A 20,981-nucleotide genomic window follows, 5' to 3' on the forward strand; every position below is an offset into this window, starting at 1 on the left:
TAAGCTTGCATGCCATGGAGGAGTCCCGGCGCGAGCGTAAGAAGCGGCAGACCAGGCAGTTGCTCGTCGGCACGGCGCTCAGGCTGTTCGCCGAGCAGGGATACGAGCAGACGACGGTCGCGCAGATCGCCGCCGCGGCCGACGTCGCCACCAAGACGTTCTTCAACTACTTCCCGACCAAGGAAGACGTGCTGTTCGCCGAGGTCCTGGAGTACATGGAGCAGATGGCCGGCGTGGTAGCCGAGCGCGAGCCGTCGGACCGCGTCGCCGACGTGCTGCTCAAGACCTACGACCGGGTCATCGCCCACTACCTGACCAAGGGCCCGCCGGCGGGCGACCGCGAGCTGGCGAAGGTCTACGAGCACCTGCTCGCGACCGTGCCCTCCATCCAGGCCAAGGCGCTGCACATGATGTTCGGGATGCAGCGCGAGGTTGCCCGGCACCTGCTGGAGGCCTTCCCCGACGTGCTCGACCCGATCAGCGCCGCGGCGGTGGCCGGCGCGTTCGTGGGCGCGGTCCAGGGGGCGGGCGGCGCCGCCCGCGAGGCCGGCCAGTCCGATGAGGAGATCGTGGCCTCGATGGCCCGCGCCGCCGAGATCGCCATCGGCGGGCTGCGCCCGTTCTAGAGTGGACGGGTGCTTCCAGATCTTCGCCAGCCGCTGGTGCGGCAGCTCGCCGAGTCCGACGTCCCCCGGCGCTACTGGCACCTGGGCGACGAGGACGGGCGGGCCTGGCTGTTCGAGAGCGTCGAGGGCGACGGCCTCGAACAGTGGGCGATCAGGCAGGTGCTGGTGGGCGCCGACCGGACCGCCCGCCGCTACTGGTGGCGCCACCTGCAGGACGAGTACGGCTTCCTCACCGACCAGCCGCTGGAGGTCTGGGAGCTGGCCGAGATCACGGAGGAGGCGTTCGAGGCCGTCTGGGAGGCGAGCGACTGAGGCGTCAGCTGCCGGCGGCCAGCACCGGGTAGAGGCGCTCCAGCTCGCCCGAGAGCCCGGCCTTCGACTGCCGGCTGATGGCGTCGGCCAGCACCTCGTAGGCCCCGGTCTCCAGGGCGTCGAGGGTCTGCGCGACGACCTCCTCGGGGGTGATCTTGGGGCCGGTGACGTGGGCGGCCATGTCGGTGTCGATGTAGCCCGCGTGCACCCCCAGGACGTGGGTGCCCTGCTCCTTCAGCTCCAGCCGCAGGGCGTTGGTCAGGGACCACGCCGCCGCCTTCGACGCGGCGTACCCGCTCGCCTGGGGCGCCGTGATGAACGACAGCACCGACAGGACGTTCACCAGCGCCCCGCCGCCGTTGCGGGCCAGGACGGGGGCGAAGGCGCGACTCATGGACAGGGTGCCGAAGTAGTTGGTGTCCATCTCGGCGCGCGCCGAGTCCAGGTCCGAGCTGCCGGAACGCGAGATGCCGGCGTTGTTGACGAGCAGGTCCACGTCGCCGCAGCGCTCGGCCGCGGCCGCGACGGCGGCCGGGTCGGTGACGTCGAGCTCGATCGGGGTGAGGTTCGTGCCGGTGATCGTGGCGGGGTTCCTGGCGGCCGCGTAGACCGTGCGGGCTCCCCGGTCCAGGAGGGCCTGGGCGAAGGCGGCGCCCAGGCCGCGGTTGGCGCCGGTGACGAGTGCGACGCTGCCGGAGATCTTCATGAGGACTGCTCCCAAGGGGTTGTCAGGGACGTTCGAGGATGAGGGCGTTGGCGAGGCCGCCCGCCTCGCACATGGTCTGCAGCGCGTAGCGGGCGCCGCGCTCGGCCATGGCGTGGACCAGGGTCGTGGCGATGCGGGCGCCGCTGGCGCCCAGCGGGTGGCCGAGGGCGATGGCGCCGCCCTTGACGTTGACCTTGGCCGGGTCGGCGCCGGTCTCCTGGAGCCAGGCCAGCACGACGCTCGCGAACGCCTCGTTGACCTCGAACAGGTCGATGTCGGCGAGACTCAGCCCAGCACGGCGCAGGACCTTCTCGGTGGCCGGGATGACGCCGGTGAGCATGAGGATCGGGTCCGAGCCGACGACGGCGAAGCTGTGCAGGCGGGCCAGGGGCCGCAGGCCCAGGCGGGCCGCCGTCTCCGAGGTGGTGACCAGTACGGCCGCCGCCCCGTCGTTGATCGGGCTGCTGTTGCCCGCGGTCACCGACCAGTCGATCTGCGGGAACCGCTCGGCGTAACCGGGGTCGGTGAAGGCGGGCCTGAGCCCGGCCAGGATCTCCGGCGTCGTGCTCGGGCGTACCGACTCGTCCCGGTCGAGCCCGCCGACGGGCGCGAGCTCGCCGGCGAAGGAGGAGGCGGCGGCCTTGCGGTGCGAGCCGGCGGAGAACTCGTCGAGCTGCTCGCGGCTGAGCGACCACTTGGCCGCGATGAGCTCCGCGCTGATGCCCTGCGGAACCAGGCCGCCGGGGAAGCGCGCGGCCAGCGCCGGGCCGAACGGGTCGGCGCCCGCGGGCACGTTCGACCACATCGGCACCCGGCTCATCGACTCCACGCCGCACGCCACCACCAGGTCGTACGCGCCGGACATCACCCCTTGCGCGGCGAAGTGCACCGCCTGCTGTGACGAACCGCACTGCCGGTCCACCGTGACCGCGGGCACCGACTCCGGGAGGCCGGCCGCCAGCCAGGCGTTGCGGGTGGTGTTCATGGCCTGCTCGCCCACCTGGTCGACGCAGCCGCCGATCACGTCGTCCACCAGGGACGGGTCCACCCCGCTGCGCTCGATCAGGGTGCGCAGCGTGTGCGCGAGCAGGTCCACCGGGTGGATCGCGGACAGGCCGCCGCCCGGTTTGCCCTTGCCGATCGGAGTACGTACGGCTTGCACGATGACGGCATCACGCACAGCGCCCTCCTCATCAGTTGGAAAACTGAACCCACTCTAGACCCGGTGGGTTTGATTTTCCAACGGACCCCATTGATCAGGAGGTGGAGCGCGCGAGGCCGTCGATGATCAGCTGGATGGCCGCGTCGAAGGTGCGGCCGATCTCCTCGGGGTCGTCCGACATGTGCCCCTCGGTCTCGGCCAGGATGAAACCCGAGACGAACGCGTGCAGGATGTCGCTCGTCCGCCGCAGCTCCGACTCCGGCACCCCCGCCAGCCGCAGGATGCGGTAGAGCGTCTGCCAGACGGGCAACCGCCGGTCGGCGACGAGGCTCGGATGGGTGTGGACATATCTCCATATGGCGGGGTGCTCTTTCGCGTGCCGGTGATAGTCCAGCGCCAGCGCCATGAGCTGCTCCTGCCACGGGGCGCCGTCGTCCGGCGGGACGTGCATGCGCTCGGCCGTCGTGGCGCAGACCAGCGCCAGCAGCGCGTCCTTGCTCTCCACGTGGTGGTAGAGCGACATCGGGTTGACGTTCAGCTCGGCCGCCAGCTTGCGCATGGACAGCCCGTCCACCCCGCTCTCGTCCATCAGGCGCACCGCCGTGGTGCCGATCTCGTCGAGGGTCAGGGGTGCACCTCTGCGCGCGCTCACTGCCATACACCGTATGGTAGCGTCAGCCATACGGTGTATGGCTACTCGAAGGGAGCAATCATGGCGGAGATCCCCGCCCCGCAGGGCCTGCCCATTCTCGGCAACACGCTGCAGATTCCCTCTCACTCGCCGATGGAGCACTTCGCCCAGGTCGCCACCCGTTACGACGAGGGCATCTACCGGCTGGAGATCGTCGGCCGCACGGTCGTGGTGGTGTACGACCCCGACCTGGTCGCCGAGGTGTGCGACGAGAGCCGGTTCGTCAAGCGGATCAAGCCGCCGCTGACGATCGTGCGCGACTTCGCCGGTGACGGGCTGTTCACGGCCGACCCGGACGAGCCGGTCTGGGGGCACGCGCACCGCATCCTGATGCCGGCCTTCAGCCAGCGGGCCATGAAGGCGTACTACGGGCAGATGCTCGAGATCGCCGAGCAGCTCGTCGAGTCGTGGGCAGCCCGCCAGGGGGAGGACCTGCCCGTCGCCGACGACATGACCAGGCTGACCCTGGACACGATCTCGCTCACCGGGTTCGGCTACCGGTTCAACTCCTTCGACTCTCCCGAGCTGCACCCGTTCCTGCAGGCCATGGGCGGCGCGCTCACCGAGGCCATGCTGCGCAACCAGCAGCTGCCGTTCGTCACCAAGCTCAAGCGCGGGCGCGAGGAGGCGTACCGGCGCGACATCGCCACCATGCAGTCGCTGGTCGACGACGTGATCACGCAGCGCCGCGCCGAGGGCGCCATCGGCTCCAAGGACCTGCTCGGCCTCATGCTGGAGGCGTCCGACCCGCAGAGCGGCGCCCGCCTGTCCGACGAGAACATCCGCAACCAGGTCCTCACCTTCCTCATCGCCGGCCACGAGACCACCAGCGGCCTGCTCTCCTTCGCCCTGTACAACCTGCTGCGCGAGCCGCACACCCTGGCCCGCGCCTATGAGGAGGTGGACCGGCTGCTGCCGGGCGACGAGCCGCCCACGTACGAGACGATCATGAAGCTCGACGTCATCGCGCGCGTCCTGGAGGAGACGCTGCGGCACTGGTCGCCGATCCCGGGGTTCAGCGTCAGCGCGGTCGAGGACACCACGATCGGCGGCTACCCCATCGCCAGGGACCAGGGCGTCGTCGTGCTGCTGCCGGTGCTGCACCGCAGCCCCAAGGCGTGGGAGCGGCCGGACGAGTTCGACATCGACCGCTGGCTGCCGGAGAACAAGCAGAGCCATCACCCCGGGGCGTACAAGCCGTTCGGCAACGGGGAGCGGGCCTGCATCGGCCGCCAGTTCGCGCTGACCGAGGCCAGGCTGGCGCTGGCGATGATCCTGCGGCGGTTCGCGATCTCCGACCCGAGCGTCTACCGCATGAAGATCAAGCAGACCCTCACTCTCAAGCCCGACGGGTTCACGCTCAGGGTCCGCGAGCGGCGGGCGCACGAGCGGACCGTCGTCGTGGCCCAGGAGGTCGAGGAGAGCGCGCAGCAGGAGATCGCCGTCACCGGCGTGCCGCTCACCGTCGCCTACGGCTCCAACCTCGGCACCAGCTCCGACATCGCCGAACGCCTGGCCGAGCGGGCCGGTCGCGCGGGCTTCGCCACGACGCTGACCTCGCTCGACGACATGACGCCGCCCAGCGACGGCCTGCTGATCGTGGTCGCCTCCTCCTACAACGGCAAGGCCCCCGACAACGCCCAGCGCTTCGACGCGCTGGAGGCGCTGCCCGACCTGTCCGGGGTCCGGCTGGCCGTGCTGGGCTGCGGGAACACGCAGTGGCCCACGTACCAGGAGTTCCCGAAGCGCGCGTACGAGAAGCTGACGGCCGCCGGAGCGGTGCCGCTGATCGAGCGCGGCGAGGCCGACGCGGACGGCGACTTCGACGGCGACGTGACCGCCTGGACGGCCGGGCTGTGGGCGGCGCTGGCCGAGGAGTACTCGGCAGCTGCGAATCTGGGCACCGAGAGCGCCGGGCCGCGTTACGAGATGGAGGTGCTCAGCGAGGCCGAGGTCAGGCCCTCGGTCGTCTCCTCGCGCGCGTTCCCGCTGACCGTCGTCTCCAACGAGGAGCTGACCTCCGACCCGACCGGCCTCTGGGACTTCTCGACCGAGGCGCCGCGTCCCGGCGTGCGCTCCATCGTGGCCCGGCTGCCCGAAGGCGTCACCTACTCGGCGGGCGATCACGTGGCCGTCTTCGCCAAGAACGACCCCGAGCTGGTGGAGTGGGCGCTGCGCTGCCTGCGCGTCCCCCGCGACCAGGTCGTACGGCTGCGCGCCGCGGGATCCACCCACCTGCCCGTGGACACGGCGGTCACGGCGGGCCTGCTGCTGACCGAGTTCGCCGAGCTGCAGGAGGTGGCCACCAGGTCCGACCTGGAGGCGCTGGCCGCGCACACCGCCTGCCCCTGGACCAAGGGCCAGCTCGCCGAGCTGACCGCGAACTACGCCGACGAGATCCTCGCCAAGCGCGTCTCCCCGCTCACCCTGCTCGACCGCTTCCCCGCGATCGAGCTACCGCTGCCGGTGTTCCTGGAGATGGCCGGGCCGATCAAGCCGCGCTACTACTCCGTCTCCTCCTCGCCGCTGGCCGACCCCTCGCTCGTACGCCTCACCGTCGGCCTCGTCGAGGGCCCCGCCTGGTCCGGCTCGGGCACCTACCAGGGGATGTGCTCGGCCTACCTGGCCGGGCTCAAGGAGGGCGAGGTGTTCTACGGCTACATCCGCGTGCCCGCGCCGCCGTTCCGGCTGCCGGACGACCCGGCCACGCCGGTGATCCTCATCGGCCCCGGCACCGGCTTCGCGCCGCTGCGCGGCTTCATCGAGGAGCGCCTGCTGGCCGGGGCTCCCGGCCGCGCCGCCGTCTTCACCGGCTGCCGCCATCCCCGGCACGACGAGCTGTACGCGGACGACCTGGCCCGCTGGGGCGTGCCCGCGCACGCCGCGTACTCCGCCGTGCCCGGGCATCCGTACCGGTTCGTCCAGGACGCCGTCGCTGCGCACGCCGACGAGGTGTGGGAGCTGCTTTCCCAGGGGGCGTACGTGTACGTCTGCGGTGACGGGCTGCGGATGGCTCCAGCGGTGCGGCAGACGCTGCTGGACATCTACCGGTCACGGACGGGGGAGGACGGGGCGGGGTGGCTGGCCGACCTGGAGTCCTCCGGCCGCTACCAACAGGACGTCTTCGCCTGAACCCCCGCCCCTGCCCCCGCTCCGCCCTGCCCGCTCCGCCCCCGCCTGCTCCGCGCTCCCGGCCGTTCGGTCCGCCCCGGCGAGCGCGCTGCGGCGGGGGCGCCCATCCTGCGGAGATCACGGCGGCCCGTCGCGGTGGGTGGCCTTCGGGCGTCGCGTTGGCGGGGTGTTGCACGGCGGGGGCGGCGCTCTTGTATGGCGCGTGGTGAGGGCGTATTCAAGGGTGTGAGATCGCGTGTCGTGGGGTTGTGATGGGTGGGCGGTGCAGGGCGTGAGAGCTCGGTCTGGTGGGCGGTTTGGGGTGGTCGGAGGTGCGGGGGAGGGGCGTACCATGACCTGCGGAAACCGGCGACAGCCCTTTATCGACATTCCGGACTTAACGCTGCATGCTGGGATATAACCGCAGCATGCGCGACATATCCGTGGAACATGCTCGAAACTTTTCCACGGCACTGTGAGAGCCTCTGAAAGGGGGCGGCAATGCTGCTGCGACTGAGGGTGTCGCTGCCGGACCGGCCGGGCGGCCTTGGCCAGGTCGCCAAGTCTCTTGGAGCGCTGGGCGCGGACATCCTGCAGGTCACCGTGCTCGAACGCGAGGCCGGACGGGCCGTGGACGATTTCACTGTTTCCTGGCCTGGGCCGGTGACCGCCTCAGAGGCTCGCGATCGATTGTCGGCCATGCCGGGCGTACGGGTGGAGGGCGTCTGGGCGACCAAGGAGGTGCCGGGCTCGGCGCTGGACTATGACCTTCTGATGCACGTCGTGTCCCAGCCCGCCCGGGGATTCGCCGCGCTGGTGGACGCGCTGCCGGGGTTGTGCGGCGCGGAGTGGTCGGTGGCCCTGGCCGACGGTGCCGTACGGCACGCCTCGCTGGCCGCCCCCGAGAAGTTCGAGCTGAACCTGCCGGAACCCCCGCCACGGGCCGCCACCCTGGACGCCAATGAACTGCGCCTGATGCTGCTGCCGGTGGTGGCACAGGGGTTGCACCTGGTGGTCGCCAGGGCGGACGGGCCGGTGTTCCACCGCGCCGAGCTGGAGCGCGCCGCCCGCATCGTGGACGTGGTCGCCAAGCTGGCCGCCCGCGCCCGGCCCGGGGCGGCAACCGGCTAGTCGTGGCGGGGCAGGCCGGACACCTCATGGCCGGCGTGGAACAGGGCCTCCGCTATGAGAGCCCGTACGTGGGAGTCGCGTGCGCTGTAGAGCACGCGACGCCCGTCCCTGCGGGTGTCCACCAGTCCCGCCAGCCGGAGCTTGGCGAGGTGCTGCGACACGGACGGGCGGGGCGCGCCGATCGCCTCGGCAAGCGAGTTCACATCCTTCTCGCCCGATGACAGCAACCACATCAGCCTCAGCCGGGTGCCGTCGCTGAGCATGCGGAAGGCGTCCACCGCCGCGTTCACCTGGGCGGGAGTGGGTTGCTCTTGCGACTGGTCGGCACCTGAGACGTTGTCGCGTGCGTACATGACTACATATCCTGGTCAAAAGGGTCGAATTGCGCAAGCGAGGAATGCCATGACTGACCACAGGGGCCAAACGCCACACGGACATGGGCACGGACATGGACACGGGCACGGGCATCTCGGCAAGAGCCGCGGGTGGTTCGCCCGGGTGGGGCACGCCGTCGCGGCTCACAATCCGCTCAGCGGCCACACCCACGACAGCGCCGACAAGACCGATGCCGCCCTGGAGACCAGCAGCCGCGGCATGCGCGTGCTGGCCGTCTCGTTCGCCGTCCTGATGGTCACCGCCGCCGTTCAGGCGGTGATCGTCGTGGCCTCCGGGTCGGTCGCGCTGCTGGGCGACACCCTGCACAACGTGGCCGACGCGCTCACCGCAGTCCCGCTGGCGATCGCGTTCTCGCTCGGCCGCCGCGCCGCCACCCGGCGCTTCACCTACGGGTACGGCAGGGCCGAGGACCTGGCGGGCATCGTCATCGTCCTGCTGATCGCCGCCTCGGCGGCCCTGGCCGGATACGAGGCCGTCACCCGGCTGCTGAACCCCCAGGACCTCCGGGCCGTCGGATGGGTGGCCGGGGCGGCGGTGGTGGGGTTCGCGGGGAACGAGTGGGTGGCCCGCTACCGGATCAAAGTGGGCCGGGAGATCGGCTCGGCCGCCCTGGTGGCCGACGGGCTGCACGCCAGGACCGACGGTTTCACCTCGCTGGCCGTCCTCCTGGGAGCGGGCGGCGCCGCGCTCGGCTTCCCGCTGGCGGACCCGATCGTGGGCCTGCTGATCACGTTCGCCATCTGCTTCGTGCTGCGGGACGCCGCCCGCGAGATCTACCACCGGCTCATGGACGCCGTGGACCCGGCCCTCGTGGACCGCGCCGAGAGCATCCTGGGTGCGGTGGACGGGGTTCACCGCGTCGGTTCCGTGCGCCTGCGCTGGATCGGCCACGCCCTGCACGCCGAGGTGGAGATCCTGGTAGATCATGACATGTCGGTGGTGGACGCCCACGCGGTGGCGGTGGAGGCCGAGCACCGGCTCATCCACGAACTGCCGCGCCTGAGAGCCGCCACCGTCCACACCGACCCGCACGGCCCTGCGGGCGCCGACCACCACGCCAGCCTGTCCACCCACCGGCCGGGCTGAGCCCGCCGCCGCGCGTCGGGCAACCGGCCCGGCCACGGAACCCTGCCTTGACCGCACGCCGACCGTGAGGAACGCTGAGGCGGGAGACGATGCCGGGGGCATTCCGCGTGAGGCGTCCATTCATCACCTTGCTGTCCGCCAACGCTCTGTCCGTCACCGGAAACGTGCTCTCCATGCTCGCCGTTCCCTGGTTCGTCCTGGAGACCACGGGAAGCGCCGGGCTCACGGGGCTGGCCGCCTTCGCCACCACGTTCCCCATCGTCATCTCCGCCGCGTTCGGCGCCACGCTGGTGGACTGGCTGGGGTTCCGCGGGGCGAGCGTGGTGTCCGACCTGGTGAGCGGGGTGGTCGTCCTCGCGGTTCCGGCGCTGTTCCTGACGACCGGGCTGTCCTATCCGCTCCTGCTGCTCCTGCTGTTCGTACGGTGGCTGGCCGCCACGCCGGGGGAGACCGCGCGCAAGGCCATGCTGCCGGACCTGTCGGCCCTCGGCCGCGTCCGCATCGAGCACGCGACGGCGGCGTACGACGGCGCCAGCCGCGGCGCGACCATGGTGGGCGCCCCGCTCGCCGGCATCCTGATCCTCTGGGCGGGACCGAGCACGCTCCTCATCGTCGACGGCGTCACCTTCCTCCTGTCGGCGGCGCTCATCGCCGGCGGAGTCCCGCGCATCGAGAACGGCGGACGCGAGTCCGGCGGCTACATCCGCGACCTGCGCGACGGCCTGGCCTTCCTCTGGCGCGACCGCCTGCAGATGAGCGCCACCAGCATGATCGTGGTCGTCAACATGCTCGACACGGGCGTGACCCAGGTGCTGCTGGCCCTGTACGCCCGCGACGTGGCAGGCGACCCCCGCGCGTTCGGCCTGCTCGCCGGCGCGCTCGGGGCGGGCGCCGTGGTGGGGACCATCGTGTACGGGGCCGCCGGCGAACGATTACCCATGAGGCTGACCTACGGAGTGTGCTTCCTCATCGCCGGCGTCCCGCGCGTACTGGTCCTGGCGCTCGGCGCGCCGTTCCCCGTGGCGCTCGCCACGGCCGCGCTGTCCGGGTTCGCGGCCGGCGCGATCAACCCGATCCTCGGCATCCTGCAGTTCGGCCGCATCCCCGCCCCCATGAGAGCGCGGGCGCTCGGCACCATGACGGCCGCCGCGTACGCGGCCATGCCGGCCGGCGGGCTGCTGGCCGGCTCCCTCACCGAGCTGACCAGCTTGCGGACCACGCTCTACGCGTTCACCAGCCTCTACCTGATCACGTCAATCCCGCCGTTCGTCTGCCGGGCCTGGCGGGAGCTGGATCAGTCGTCTACCGCGAAAACCTAGCCAGCAGCGCGGACTCCGTGATCGGGGACTCGTGCGTGCCGGCGACCGTGCACGCGTGCGCCCCGGCTGCCGCGCCCAGCCGTACGCACTCCTCCAGCGACCGGCCGCGCAACGTGCCGTACAGGAAGCCGGAGACGAACGCGTCGCCCGCGCCGTTGCTGTCGGCCACCGGCCCGGGCAGCGGCGCGGCCGGGAAGGCGCGCACGCCGGAGTCGCGCGTCAGGACGAGGCAGCCGTCGGCCCCGCGCGTGCAGACGACGGTGTGGGCGCGGCCGCGCTCGAGGATGTCGCGCATCGTGGCGGCCGGGTCGGCCAGCGCGGTGGCCGACAGGAACACCAGGTCGGACCGGTAGGCGAAGTCCTTGTGATAGTCGTTGGCGCCGTCCCAGTCGTGCAGGTCGGTGGAGATCGGCGTGCCGTCGAGGTCGGGGTAGACGTGGCGGCAGAAGTCCATGATCGACAGGTGGACGTGCCGGGCGCGCGTCTTCGCGTACAGCTCGCGCGGCAGGCGCTCGTCCGGCGTGGCCTTCGGGTCGTGCAGCGAGGTGCGGCGGCCGTCCGGCCCCACGAGCAGGACGCTGCGCCGGGTGCCCGCCGCGGCGGGCCCGAAGGAGCAGTCGACCTCGCGCAGCGCCTGACGGACCAGGGCGCCCTGCGGGTCGTCGCCGATCAGGTCGGCGAAGGCGACGGCGAGCCCGAGCGCGTGGCAGCCCAGCGCCACGCCCGCGCCGGTGTTGCCGATCCGGTCGACGACCGGGGGCACGTGGTAGGTGTCCCGGTACGGCAGCGGCAGCTCCGGCACGTACACCGTCGAATCGACCCCGGCGCCGCCGAGAACCAAGATGTCGGTATTCATGGCCTCCACTCCGTGGAGGCGGGCTCGGTCGCCTGGGAGCCGTCGCCTTCCCTCGTCGCTCTGGTCGCTGCGCTCCCGCCGCTCCTCAGTCCAGGCAACGGCGCTCTCTCGCGGGTCACCGGTTGACCAGCGGGCCGGAGCCGGTGGAGCCGCGGACGACGAGCTCCGGCTGGAAGATCAGCTCGACGTGCTTGGCGGGGGCGCCGTTCACCTCTTCGAGCAGCGTCTGCACGGCCGCCGACGCCATCGCGCCGATCGGCTTGCGTACGGTGGTCAGCGGCGGGTCGGTGAACGCGATCAGCGGCGAGTCGTCGAAGCCCACCACGGACACCTCTCCCGGCACCGACAGCCCCTTCTCCCGGCAGGCGCGGATCGCGCCCAGCGCCATCAGGTCGCTCGCGCACACGATGCCGGTGCAACCGCGGGCCAGCAGCTGCGCGGCGGCCGCCTGCCCGCCCTCGACGGAGAACAGCGAGTGGGCGATCAGCTCGTCGACGTCGGTCGCGCCGAGCAGCTGCGCCATGGCCTGCTTGTAGCCCTCGATCTTCCTGATCACCGGCACGAACCTGCGCGGCCCCAGCGCGATCCCGATCCGCTCGTGGCCGAGGTCGACCAGGTGCTGCACGGACAGCCGGGCGGCCATGCGGTCGTCGGGCGAGATGAAGGGCGCGTCGATGTGCTCGCTGTAGCCGTCGACCAGCACGATCGGCAGCCCGCGGTCGGTCAGGCGGGTGTAGCGGTCCATGCGGGCGGTGCTGTCGGCGTGCAGCCCGGAGATGAACACGATGCCGCTCACCCCGCGGTCGACCAGCAGCTCGGTGAACTCGTCCTCCGGCGCGCCGCCGGGCAGCTGGGTGCACAGGACCGGCGTGTAGCCGTGCTGGGTCAGCGCCTTCTCGATGGCCTGCGCGAACGCGGGGAAGATCGGGTTGTCCAGCTCCGGCGTCACCAGGCCGACCAGCCCGTTACTGCGCTGGCGCAGCCGCGGCGGGCGCTCGTAGCCCATGAGGTCGAGCGCGGTCATCACCGCCTGGCGGGTGGCGGCCGAGACGCCGGGTTTGCCGTTGAGCACCCTGCTGACCGTGGCCTCACTCACCCCGGCCTGGGCGGCGATGTCGGCAAGGCGAGCGTGACCGTTCATGCCACTCACTTTACTTTCCACCAGGCCGCCGAATCCCCTGCTCCAGGGACATCCGACGCGATCAGGAGCTCCCCGTCGATCCCGAAGTCCACCGGCGTCGCGGTGAGGTTGACGGCACAGACGTACGGCCCCCTGGAGAACACGAGCGTGCCCTCGGGCGACTCGTGCCAGACGAGGTCCCCGCTCAGCGCGCGCCGCAGCCCCAGCGCCTCCCGGTACAGCTCCAGCGTCGAGCCGGGCGTCCCTTCCTGCGCCTCCACGCTCAGTTCGGCCCACTCGGACGGGATCGGCAGCCACGGGTCCTGCCAGCCGGACTCGCGCGTCCACGGCAGCGGGACGCGGCAGCCGTCCCGGCCGCTGTCGGGGTCGCGCAGCCGCTGCGGGTCCTGGCACACCTCCGCCGGCAGGTCGAGCACCTCGGGCAGGCCCAGCTCCTCCCCCTGGTAGACGTAGACCGAGCCGGGCAGCGCGAGCGTCAGCAGCGCGGCCGCGCGGGCCCTGGCCAGGCCGCCGTAGCGGGTGACGTGCCGCTTGACGTCGTGGTTCGACAGCACCCAGGTGGTCGGGGCGCCCACGGAGCCGGCTGTGGCGAGCGAGGAGTCGATCACCGCCCTGAGCTCGGCGGCGTCCCACGGGGTGAACAGGTAGTGGAAGTTGAACGCCTGGTGCAGCTCGTCCGGGCGGACGTACATCGCCAGCCGCTCGGCCGTCGGCGCCCACGCCTCGGCCACGCCGATGCGCTGGCCGGGATAGGAGTCGAGCACGCGCCGCCACGCGCGGTGGATGTCGTGCACGCCGTCGTCGTCGAAGTACGGCACCGGCTCCTTGCCGATCAGCGTGGTCTGGTTCGGGTGGCCGATGTCGGGCAGGTCGCGCGGCTTGACCATGCCGTGCGCCACGTCCACGCGGAAGCCGTCCACGCCCAGGTCGAGCCAGAAACGCAGGATCGACTCGAACTCGCCGCGCACCTCGTCGTTGTCCCAGTTGAGGTCCGGCTGCGCGGGGTCGAACAGGTGCAGGTACCACTGCCCGTCCTCGACCCGCGTCCACGCCGGGCCGCCGAAGATCGACTCCCAGTCGTTCGGCCGGTCGCGGAAGATGTAGCGATCGCGGTGCTCGCCGCGCAACGCCTCCTGGAACCAGGGGTGGGCCGAGGAGGTGTGGTTGGGGACGATGTCCACGATCACCCGCAGGTCGAGGGCGTGCGCCTCGTCGATGAGCGCCTTGGCGTCCGCGAGCGATCCGAACAGCGGGTCGACGTCCCGGTAGTCCGCGACGTCGTACCCGAAGTCGGCCATGGGGGAGGTGTAGAAGGGCGTCAGCCAGATGGCGTCGACGCCGAGCCCGGCCAGGTAGGGCAGGCGATCGCGAACGCCGATCAGGTCACCCACGCCGTCGCCGTCTCCGTCGGCGAAGCTGCGCACGTACACCTGGTAAATCGCGGCGTCTCGCCACCATGCGGTCATAGTCTCCCCCTGACGGTCTCGACTATGAAATCCCTTGCCGCAAGTTTACGCAAGCCCTTACATACCCCTCCAATCCGGAAATTTCGGTGTAAGAACCCACAAAGCCCTCGACCGAAACGCCTGCGCAGGAGATTCTTTATGTCAAGGGTGGACATCTAGCGTTAAGGCGCGATGTACTACCTCTTCAATCAGCCCCGTCACAGGTGACACGTGCGCAAGGTGTGGGCCCATGAGCTCGGTCGTTCTCGACAAAGTGACCAAGGTGTATCCGGGCGACTACCTCGCAGTCGACCGGTTGAGCCTGCGGGCTGAGGACGGCGAGTTCCTCGTCCTCCTCGGCCCCTCCGGCTGCGGCAAGTCCACGCTGCTCCGCATGATCGCGGGACTGGAGGAGATCACCGAGGGTGACCTGTGGCTGGACGGCGAAATCGCCAACCATCTGGCCCCGCGCGATCGTGATGTCGCCATGGTGTTCCAGAACGGCGCGCTGTATCCGCACCGGACGGTGCGCGGGAACATCGCCTTCCCCTTGGAGATCGCCAAGTCGGACCCGGCGATGGTGCGCGAGCGGGTGACCGAGCTGTCGAAGGCCTTACACATCGACGAGACGCTGGACCGCCGCCCCGGCACGCTCTCCGGCGGCCAGCGGCAGCGCGTGGCCATGGGGCGGGCCATCGTCCGGCAGCCGAAGCTGTTCCTCATGGACGAGCCGCTGTCGAACCTGGACGCGGGTATGCGTACCGAGCTGCGCATGGAGATCTCGGCGCTGGTCAGGTCGCTCGGCGTCACCACGATCTACGTGACGCACGACCAGGTGGAGGCGCTGACGCTCGCCGACCGGATCGCCATCCTGAACCGAGGGGTGCTCCAGGACGTCGGCACCCCCGCCCAGATTTACAACGATCCAGCCACCGCGTTCGTGGCGGCGTTCCTCAACTCCCAGCAGTTGAACCTGTTGGCGGCCACTGTCAGGACGCCGCAGAACCAGTACGTCATGCTCGATTTCGGCCCGCACCAGCTCACGATGCAGTGGAGCGATCCGAGGGCGTACGCGATCTCGCAGCACACCGGCGGGCAGGTGCTGGTGGGCATGCGCCCGGACGGGCTGGCCCCGGTGCAGGAGTCGTACGACGGGCCGTCGTTCTTCGGGCGGGTGCGGGCGCTGGAGTACCACGGGCACGAGTGGCTGGCGTACCTGGCATGTGGGGTGCCCGCCGTACCGGTGCCGGAGCCGCCCGACCCGCGCCAGCGGAGCAACGGGAACAAGAGCGGCTCGGGGAAGCTGTCAGGACTGGTACGGCGGATCTTCTCCTCCCAGCGGGAGGAGGAGCATCAGGAGCAGGAGCAGGTCGGCCAGCACCCGAACAGCGGCATCCACCGCCGCTCCGACCTGATCGTCCGCCTGGGCAACCGCCCCGTCTGGCGCACGGGCGACGCCGCCAAGGTCGCGATCGACCTTTCCCGCATCATGATCTTCACCCTCGACGGCGCCCGCATCGACCCCCCGCGCCGATAGCAGGCGCCGCCCCGCGCCGCGGTTCACTGCTGGAGGGTCTGGCTCCGTTCGATGAGGTCCAGCATCTCTTTCTGGATCTGGCGCAGGAAGGCGAGAACCTCGTCGGCGGCCGCGGCGACGGCCGAGTCGCCGGGGGCGACGGCGGGTTCGAGCAGCCGGGCCACGGTGTCGGCGAGGACCTGGTCGGGATCGACGCCGAGCGCGACGGTGGCCGGGTCGGACAGCGCGGCGCCGAATCCCGTGAGCACGGCGTGCACCGCGTAGGTCAGCTCGGGCAGCGGACGGTCGTGGCGGATCAGCCCGTGGCGGTGATGGATCGGCATGCCCGCCTCGCACAGGGCGCCGGGTGTGGTGCGGGCGAACAGCTCGCGGTCGCCGGCCTGCTGGATGAGCAGCCGCAGCAGGTCGGCGTCGCCGCTCTGCACCCGGCGCGCCAGCGGGTACTTCAGCCCGGTGCGGACCAGCAGCGGGGCCAGGCGGTGCGGCAGCACGGTGGCGGGGTCGGCGCTGACGCGGCTGGTGATCTCGTCCAGGAAGGCCAGCAGTTCGCGGGCGAACAGCCCGAGGATGAGGTCCTCTTTGGCGGGCCAGTACAGGTAGACGGTGCCCTTGCCGACCCCCGCCGCGCGGGCGATCTCGCTGACGGTGACCTTGTGCACGCCGTGATCGAGCACCAGCTCCCGCGCGCTGTCCAGGATGCGGGCGGCTTTGCGCGAGTGGCGCTCGATCAGCTGGCTCACGTGGGCTGTCCTCTGCTTTCGGGCTGGGGTCGGGTCACACGGCGGCGACGTCGAAGGTCTTGTTCTTCATGTCCGGGCCGTTCATTATCTTGCCCATGGCCGGCCCGATGACCGGCGTGCGCATGAGGCGCAGCATCGCGCCGCGCATGACCAGCTCCTTGCGGTCGTGGGGCGTGAAGATCCGGCGCATGATCAGCGCGCTGTCCTGCTCGGTCTGGATGAAGGGCCGCATCCGGGCCTCCCACGCGGACAGTGCGGCGGGCAGGTCGCCGGGGTGGCGCTGCACCATGGTGCCCAGCAGCTCGCCTCCGGCGATGCCGCTGGAGGCGCCCATGCCCGCGTACAAGGTCACGCACCAGGCGGCGTCGCCGACCAGGACCACCCGGCCGTGGTGCCAGCGCGGCATCTTGACCTGGTTCACCGAGTCGAACAGGGACTCCGGAGCCTGCTCGAACGCCGTGAACAACTTCTCCAGGAGCGGCCCGGCGGGCTGCGGCCCGAACGCGGCGCGGATGGACTCGATCGGCGGGCGGGCGAACTCGGCGTCGATGTCGTCGGTGCGGTAGGAGAACAGCAGCCCTGGCGGGTGGTCGGAGAAGGGGAAGATCCACGCCGAGCGTCCCGGCTCGGCCAGGGTCAGGCCCTGCCCCTGGCCGAGGCCCTCGATCGGCCGGTCCAGCACGGTGGCGCCGATCATGTAGTTCAGCGGGTGCAGGTGCTCCTCGGGGCCGAAGGCCAGCCTGCGTACGGTCGAGCGCATTCCGTCGGCGCCCACCACCAGGTCGAAGCGCTCGGTGACGGTGGCGCCGGAGGCGGTGTCGCGCAGGGTGACCTCCGCCGCGGAGTCGTCCTGGGTGATGTGGGTGGGCACGGTGGAATAGCGGATCTCCACGTCGGCCGGCAGCGCGGAGAACAGCGCCCGCTCGATGTCGCCGCGCAGCACCACCCGTGGCTTGCCGGGCAGGTTGGCCAGGCTCATGCCGGCGGTGTGGCGACCGGCCCGGTTCACCTCGTAAGGGGGAAGCCGCGGGGTGCGGTCGCCGATCGCCTCCAGCGCGCCCAGCCGCTGAGCGGAGGCGAGACCGGTGCCGAACAGCAGGATGAAGTACCCGCCCGAGCGGCGTGCCGGGGCCCGCTCCACCAGCACCGGCTCCCAGCCGACCTGCCGCAGGCGCAGCGCGGTGGCGATGCCCGCGATCCCGAGCCCCACCACCAGCGCACGGCCGCGCCCGACTGCGTCCTTCATTGCCGACTCCCTTTCTGTCGTGTCACCACGACCCTATTCGACAAACTGACCGGATTGGTTCTGCTGGTCAGTTTTTCTGGGCGCAGTCGTAGAGGGTGAGGCCGCCGGTCGTGGGACTTCCTCCATAGGCGGCGGCGGGGACTTCGGCGCAGTTCGCCTTGATCCATTGCGAGCGGCCCGTGCTCGACCCGCCCATCATGGCGCCGAAGCCGGATCCCAGAACGAAGCGCAGTTGCCCGGAACCCGTCCAGTCCTTCAGCTGCCGGACGGTCGGGGCGTCGTCGATGCCGATGAAGCCGCCCATGCCGATCACGGTGGCGTCGCTGCCGAGGATGAACGTGGAGGCCAACGTGGCGCCACCCTCGACGGCGAGCTTGATCCGGGCGGAGCCGGAGTTCTTGACGGCATGGTCGAGGATCTTGCGCTGGTCGGAGGCGAGCTCGGCGCCGCCGCCGGGAAAGCCTCCCGGGAAGCCGCCCGCGAGTCCGGATGGCATGCCGCCCGGGCTCCCGCCGGGGAAACCCTCGGGGAGTTTCATGCCTGGCGGGAGTTCCATGCCTGCTGGGAGCCGCATCCCTTCCGGGAGTTCGCGCCCGCCCGGAGCCGGGCCGGCTCCGCCGCCGCCGAAGGGCATTATCGGCGGCCCCGCGGTGGGATTGGCGCCGCCCAGTGCCGACGTGGTGCCGGGAACGCTGATAGCCCAGGCCGCGGGCGCCGCCAGCACCGCCAGGACCGCGACGCCGAGGGCGGCGGGCAGCAGCCGTCGCCGGCCGGCGGACAGCAGGAGCAGGACGACCGCCGCCAGCCCGGCCGCGCCCACGGGCCACACCAGCCAGCCGTTCCAGGACGGGGCCCGCCCGATCACGGCACAGGCCCAGGCCGCGGTCACCGCGACGGCCCCGGCCCCCAACGGGAGCGCCCAGCGTGCCCCCGCCCGATGGGCGCGGGCCAGCGTCGTGACGAAGCCCGCGGTGAGGGCGGCGATGGCGGGGGCCAGCTGCGTCGTGTAGTACGGGTGGAAGATCCCCTGCTGCGTGGCGAACACCACGCCGCAGACCACCAGCCAGGTGCCCCAAAGCACCCATCCGGCCGCGGCGAGCGGCTCACCGGGCATCGCTAGCCCGCGCCGGCGCAGTACGGCGACGGCCAGGACCAGTGCCAGCGCCACCCCGCACAACGGCAGCAGCCAGCTGATCTGCCCGCCGACCTGCTCGTTGAAGAGCCGCCCAGGACCGGCCGCACCGCCGAAGGAGATGCCGAAGCCGCCCGGGACGCCGCCGCTCCCGCCGCCGAGGACCCGGCCGAGGCCGTTGTAGCCGATGACCAGGTCCCAGGCGCCGCCGTCGGTGCTGCCGCCGACGTACGGACGGTTCCCCGGCCAGAGCGCGACCATCGCGATCCACCACAGGGAGGACACGGCGAGGACCACGCCCCCGGCCAGCAGCCTGGCCAGCCGGCCGAGCCAGGGACCGCGCGCGCCGACCAGCCAGGCCGCCGCGAAGGCGGGGATCACCATCCAGGCGGCCAGCATCTTCGTCAGGAAGCCGAGGCCGATCAGGAACCCGGCGGCGCACAACCACCGCAGGGCGGCCCGGCCGGAGCCGGTCCGCAGGGCCCGGGTCAGCGCGTACGCCGCCGCCACCAGCGTCAGCACCAGCAGGGTGTCAGGGTTGTTGTCGCGGTTGATCGCCACCGTGATCGGGGTCAGGGTCAGCACCAGCGCGGCCAGCAGCCCCGCCGCCTCACCCGCCCACAGGCGTACGGTGCGGTGCAGGAGGAACACCGTGGCGACGCCTTCCAGCACCTGGGGCAGGATCATCGCCCAGCCGTGCAGGCCGAAGAGCTTGGTGCTGAGGACCTGGGGCCACAGTGCCGCCGGCGGCTTGTCGACGGTGATCACGCCCGCCGGGTCGTAGGCGCCGAACAGGAAGTTCGTCCAGCTCTGGCCCATCGACTTCACGGCGGCTGAGTAGTAGCCGTTGCCCCAGCCGAGGGAGCCGAGGGCCCAGCCGTACAGGCCGGTGGCCAGGAGCAGGATTACCGCGAGCGCGGCCGGTGCCGCCCAGCCGGGCAGGCGACGGCCGGCGGCACGCGGCGGCAGTTCGGTGATGTCGGTCATCAGTGCTTCTTCTTCTCCGAAGACGATCAGGGTGTGGGACGGCGGAAGACGGCCAGGCGCAGCGTCACGAAGCGGACGGCGGTGACCAGCACGGACGAGGCGGTGAGCACCAGCGTCTCGGCCGCGGCCGACGCGTCGGGCTGGACCTGGCGGAACAGCAGCACGGCGGCGGAGGTGACGACGTACCCGAGCAGGAACAGGACCCCGGCTCCCAGGTGCGCCCGCCCTGCGCCCGTGCCGGACCAGCGGAAGGTGAGGCGGCGGTTGGCCTCGGTGTTGAGCACGGTGAGGACGAGCAGCGACACCAGGTTCGCGATCACGGGCGGCCACCACGCGCGCAGCAGCCAGTAGAGCAGGGCCTGACCGGCCGTCGAGAGCACGCCGATGGCCACGAAGCAGCCGACCTCCCAGGTGATGCGGGAGCCCGCCCTGGCGGGGGCCAGCACGGCGTCGGGGTGCTCGGCGGCGGGGGCGGGGCGCCGCGGCAGCGGGGCCCGTGCGGCGCCCGACGCCTTCATGCGGGCCACCCGCCACAGCCCGCGCAGGTCGTCCACGGCGGTGCCGACGACGTCGACCCGGGTGTCCACGTCCTCGACCCAGTCGACCGGGACCTCGTGGATGCGCAGCCCGTTGTGCTCGGCGAGCAGCAGCAGTTCGGTGTCGAAGAACCAGGCGTCGTCCTGCGTCCTTTCGAGCAGCGGGCCGAGCACGTCCGTACGGGCGGCCTTGAAGCCGCACTGTGCGTCGCTGAACCGGGCTCCGTGGGTGAGCCGGATGATCGCGTTGTAGCAGCGGGAGATCAGCTCGCGGCGCGGCCCGCGCACGGTGCGCGCGCCGGAGGCCAGCCGGCTGCCGATGGCGAGGTCGGAGTGGCCGCTGGCGAGCGGGGCGATCAGCGGCAGCAGCCCGTCCAGGCGCGTGGACAGGTCGACGTCCATGTAGACGACGATGTCGGCCTCGCTCGCGCCCCACACCGTCCGCAGTGCGAGCCCGCGCCCCTTCCTGTCGAGGTGGACCACGTCCGTGCCGGGCAGCTCGGCGGCCAGCTCCCGGGCCACCTCCAGCGTCCGGTCACGGCTCGCGTTGTCCGCCACGGTGATCCGCCAGGGGAACGGCATCCGCTCACGGAGGTGCGCGTGCAGGGTGCGCAGGCATCCCGGGAGCGCGCGCTCCTCGTTGTAGACGGGGATGACGATCTCGACCGTGGGATTCGGCAGCTCCGAGCGCTGGAAGTCGCGGAGGACGCCCTGGCCGCAGGTGGTGTCGGTCATCGCTGTCCACTTCTCTTCGCAGGAATGTCAGATCGCACGGTGGGACGGCTCCGTCACCGGCGATCGGCACGACGCCGGGCGCGATC

18 protein-coding genes are annotated in these 20,981 nt (G+C 71.5%); 7 read left to right on the forward strand and 11 right to left on the reverse strand.

Annotation, left to right across the window (positions count from 1 at the left end):
- Positions 1-14 precede the first annotated feature (14 nt).
- Both AB0L65_RS19860 and AB0L65_RS19865 read left to right on the forward strand, forming a co-directional pair.
- Positions 15-626: a TetR family transcriptional regulator gene (locus AB0L65_RS19860; protein ID WP_364247247.1), complete on the forward strand. Its 612-nt coding sequence runs from the start codon at positions 15-17 to the stop codon at positions 624-626.
- A 9-nt stretch (positions 627-635) separates the two neighbouring features.
- Positions 636-938: a hypothetical protein gene (locus tag AB0L65_RS19865; protein WP_364247249.1), complete on the forward strand. Its 303-nt coding sequence runs from the start codon at positions 636-638 to the stop codon at positions 936-938.
- A gap of 4 nt (positions 939-942) precedes the next feature.
- On the opposite strand, the gene AB0L65_RS19870 is transcribed toward AB0L65_RS19865, so the two are convergent.
- The 3 genes from AB0L65_RS19870 to AB0L65_RS19880 all read right to left on the reverse strand — a co-directional run bounded on the left by AB0L65_RS19870 (position 943) and on the right by AB0L65_RS19880 (position 3,464).
- Entirely contained in the window at positions 943-1,644 is a 702-nt protein-coding gene (locus AB0L65_RS19870; RefSeq protein ID WP_364247252.1) for an SDR family oxidoreductase, read from the reverse strand.
- A gap of 22 nt (positions 1,645-1,666) precedes the next feature.
- Positions 1,667-2,824 carry a thiolase family protein gene (locus tag AB0L65_RS19875; protein ID WP_364247255.1) on the reverse strand — a complete coding sequence of 386 codons (1,158 nt, stop codon included), beginning with the start codon at positions 2,822-2,824 and terminating at the stop codon, positions 1,667-1,669.
- Positions 2,825-2,900: 76 nt separating this feature from the next.
- The gene (locus AB0L65_RS19880; protein ID WP_364247257.1) at positions 2,901-3,464 is read right to left on the reverse strand and encodes a TetR/AcrR family transcriptional regulator; all 564 of its coding nucleotides are present in this window, start codon (positions 3,462-3,464) and stop codon (positions 2,901-2,903) included.
- Positions 3,465-3,518: 54 nt separating this feature from the next.
- Between AB0L65_RS19880 and AB0L65_RS19885 the strand changes: the two genes are divergently transcribed.
- Positions 3,519-6,629, forward strand: coding sequence for a cytochrome P450 (locus AB0L65_RS19885; RefSeq protein ID WP_364247258.1), 3,111 nt, complete (start codon positions 3,519-3,521; stop codon positions 6,627-6,629).
- Between the two features lie 480 nt (positions 6,630-7,109).
- On the forward strand, positions 7,110-7,739 hold the full coding sequence (locus AB0L65_RS19890; protein ID WP_350726867.1) for an amino acid-binding protein: 630 nt from the start codon (positions 7,110-7,112) through the stop codon (positions 7,737-7,739).
- On the opposite strand, the gene AB0L65_RS19895 is transcribed toward AB0L65_RS19890, so the two are convergent.
- A complete protein-coding gene (locus tag AB0L65_RS19895) occupies positions 7,736-8,092 on the reverse strand; it encodes a metalloregulator ArsR/SmtB family transcription factor (RefSeq protein ID WP_364247260.1) in 357 nt (118 codons plus the stop codon). The two genes, AB0L65_RS19890 and AB0L65_RS19895, sit on opposite strands and share 4 nt — an antisense overlap.
- A gap of 145 nt (positions 8,093-8,237) precedes the next feature.
- Here AB0L65_RS19895 and AB0L65_RS19900 point away from each other — a divergent pair, with 145 nt between their 5' ends.
- Both AB0L65_RS19900 and AB0L65_RS19905 read left to right on the forward strand, forming a co-directional pair.
- Positions 8,238-9,221, forward strand: coding sequence for a cation diffusion facilitator family transporter (locus AB0L65_RS19900; RefSeq protein ID WP_364247262.1), 984 nt, complete (start codon positions 8,238-8,240; stop codon positions 9,219-9,221).
- Positions 9,222-9,328: 107 nt separating this feature from the next.
- Entirely contained in the window at positions 9,329-10,540 is a 1,212-nt protein-coding gene (locus AB0L65_RS19905) for an MFS transporter (RefSeq protein WP_364247264.1), read from the forward strand.
- Here AB0L65_RS19905 and AB0L65_RS19910 read toward each other — a convergent pair.
- The 3 genes from AB0L65_RS19910 to AB0L65_RS19920 form a co-directional block, all read right to left on the reverse strand.
- The gene (locus tag AB0L65_RS19910) at positions 10,524-11,396 is read right to left on the reverse strand and encodes a PfkB family carbohydrate kinase (protein WP_364247266.1); all 873 of its coding nucleotides are present in this window, start codon (positions 11,394-11,396) and stop codon (positions 10,524-10,526) included. The two genes, AB0L65_RS19905 and AB0L65_RS19910, sit on opposite strands and share 17 nt — an antisense overlap.
- Positions 11,397-11,511: 115 nt before the next feature.
- A complete protein-coding gene (locus tag AB0L65_RS19915; protein WP_357736525.1) occupies positions 11,512-12,537 on the reverse strand; it encodes a LacI family DNA-binding transcriptional regulator in 1,026 nt (341 codons plus the stop codon).
- A gap of 5 nt (positions 12,538-12,542) precedes the next feature.
- Positions 12,543-14,003, reverse strand: coding sequence for a glycoside hydrolase family 13 protein (locus tag AB0L65_RS19920; RefSeq protein ID WP_364247270.1), 1,461 nt, complete (start codon positions 14,001-14,003; stop codon positions 12,543-12,545).
- Between the two features lie 229 nt (positions 14,004-14,232).
- Here AB0L65_RS19920 and AB0L65_RS19925 point away from each other — a divergent pair, with 229 nt between their 5' ends.
- Positions 14,233-15,519 carry an ATP-binding cassette domain-containing protein gene (locus tag AB0L65_RS19925; protein ID WP_364247271.1) on the forward strand — a complete coding sequence of 429 codons (1,287 nt, stop codon included), beginning with the start codon at positions 14,233-14,235 and terminating at the stop codon, positions 15,517-15,519.
- Between the two features lie 23 nt (positions 15,520-15,542).
- On the opposite strand, the gene AB0L65_RS19930 is transcribed toward AB0L65_RS19925, so the two are convergent.
- The 4 genes from AB0L65_RS19930 to AB0L65_RS19945 form a co-directional block, all read right to left on the reverse strand.
- Positions 15,543-16,259, reverse strand: a complete 717-nt coding sequence (locus AB0L65_RS19930; RefSeq protein ID WP_364247273.1) for a helix-turn-helix domain-containing protein — start codon at positions 16,257-16,259, stop codon at positions 15,543-15,545.
- A gap of 34 nt (positions 16,260-16,293) precedes the next feature.
- Positions 16,294-17,505: an FAD-dependent monooxygenase gene (locus AB0L65_RS19935; protein WP_364247276.1), complete on the reverse strand. Its 1,212-nt coding sequence runs from the start codon at positions 17,503-17,505 to the stop codon at positions 16,294-16,296.
- Positions 17,506-17,572: 67 nt separating this feature from the next.
- Positions 17,573-19,624, reverse strand: a complete 2,052-nt coding sequence (locus AB0L65_RS19940; RefSeq protein WP_364247277.1) for a glycosyltransferase family 39 protein — start codon at positions 19,622-19,624, stop codon at positions 17,573-17,575.
- Positions 19,625-19,650: 26 nt separating this feature from the next.
- Positions 19,651-20,895 (reverse strand): bifunctional glycosyltransferase family 2/GtrA family protein, encoded by a 1,245-nt coding sequence (locus AB0L65_RS19945; protein ID WP_364247279.1) that lies wholly within the window; start codon positions 20,893-20,895, stop codon positions 19,651-19,653.
- Positions 20,896-20,981 lie beyond the last annotated feature (86 nt).

The sequence above is a fragment of the Nonomuraea sp. NPDC052116 genome (assembly GCF_040680035.1).
Taxonomy (GTDB): Bacteria; Actinomycetota; Actinomycetes; order Streptosporangiales; family Streptosporangiaceae; genus Nonomuraea; species Nonomuraea angiospora_A.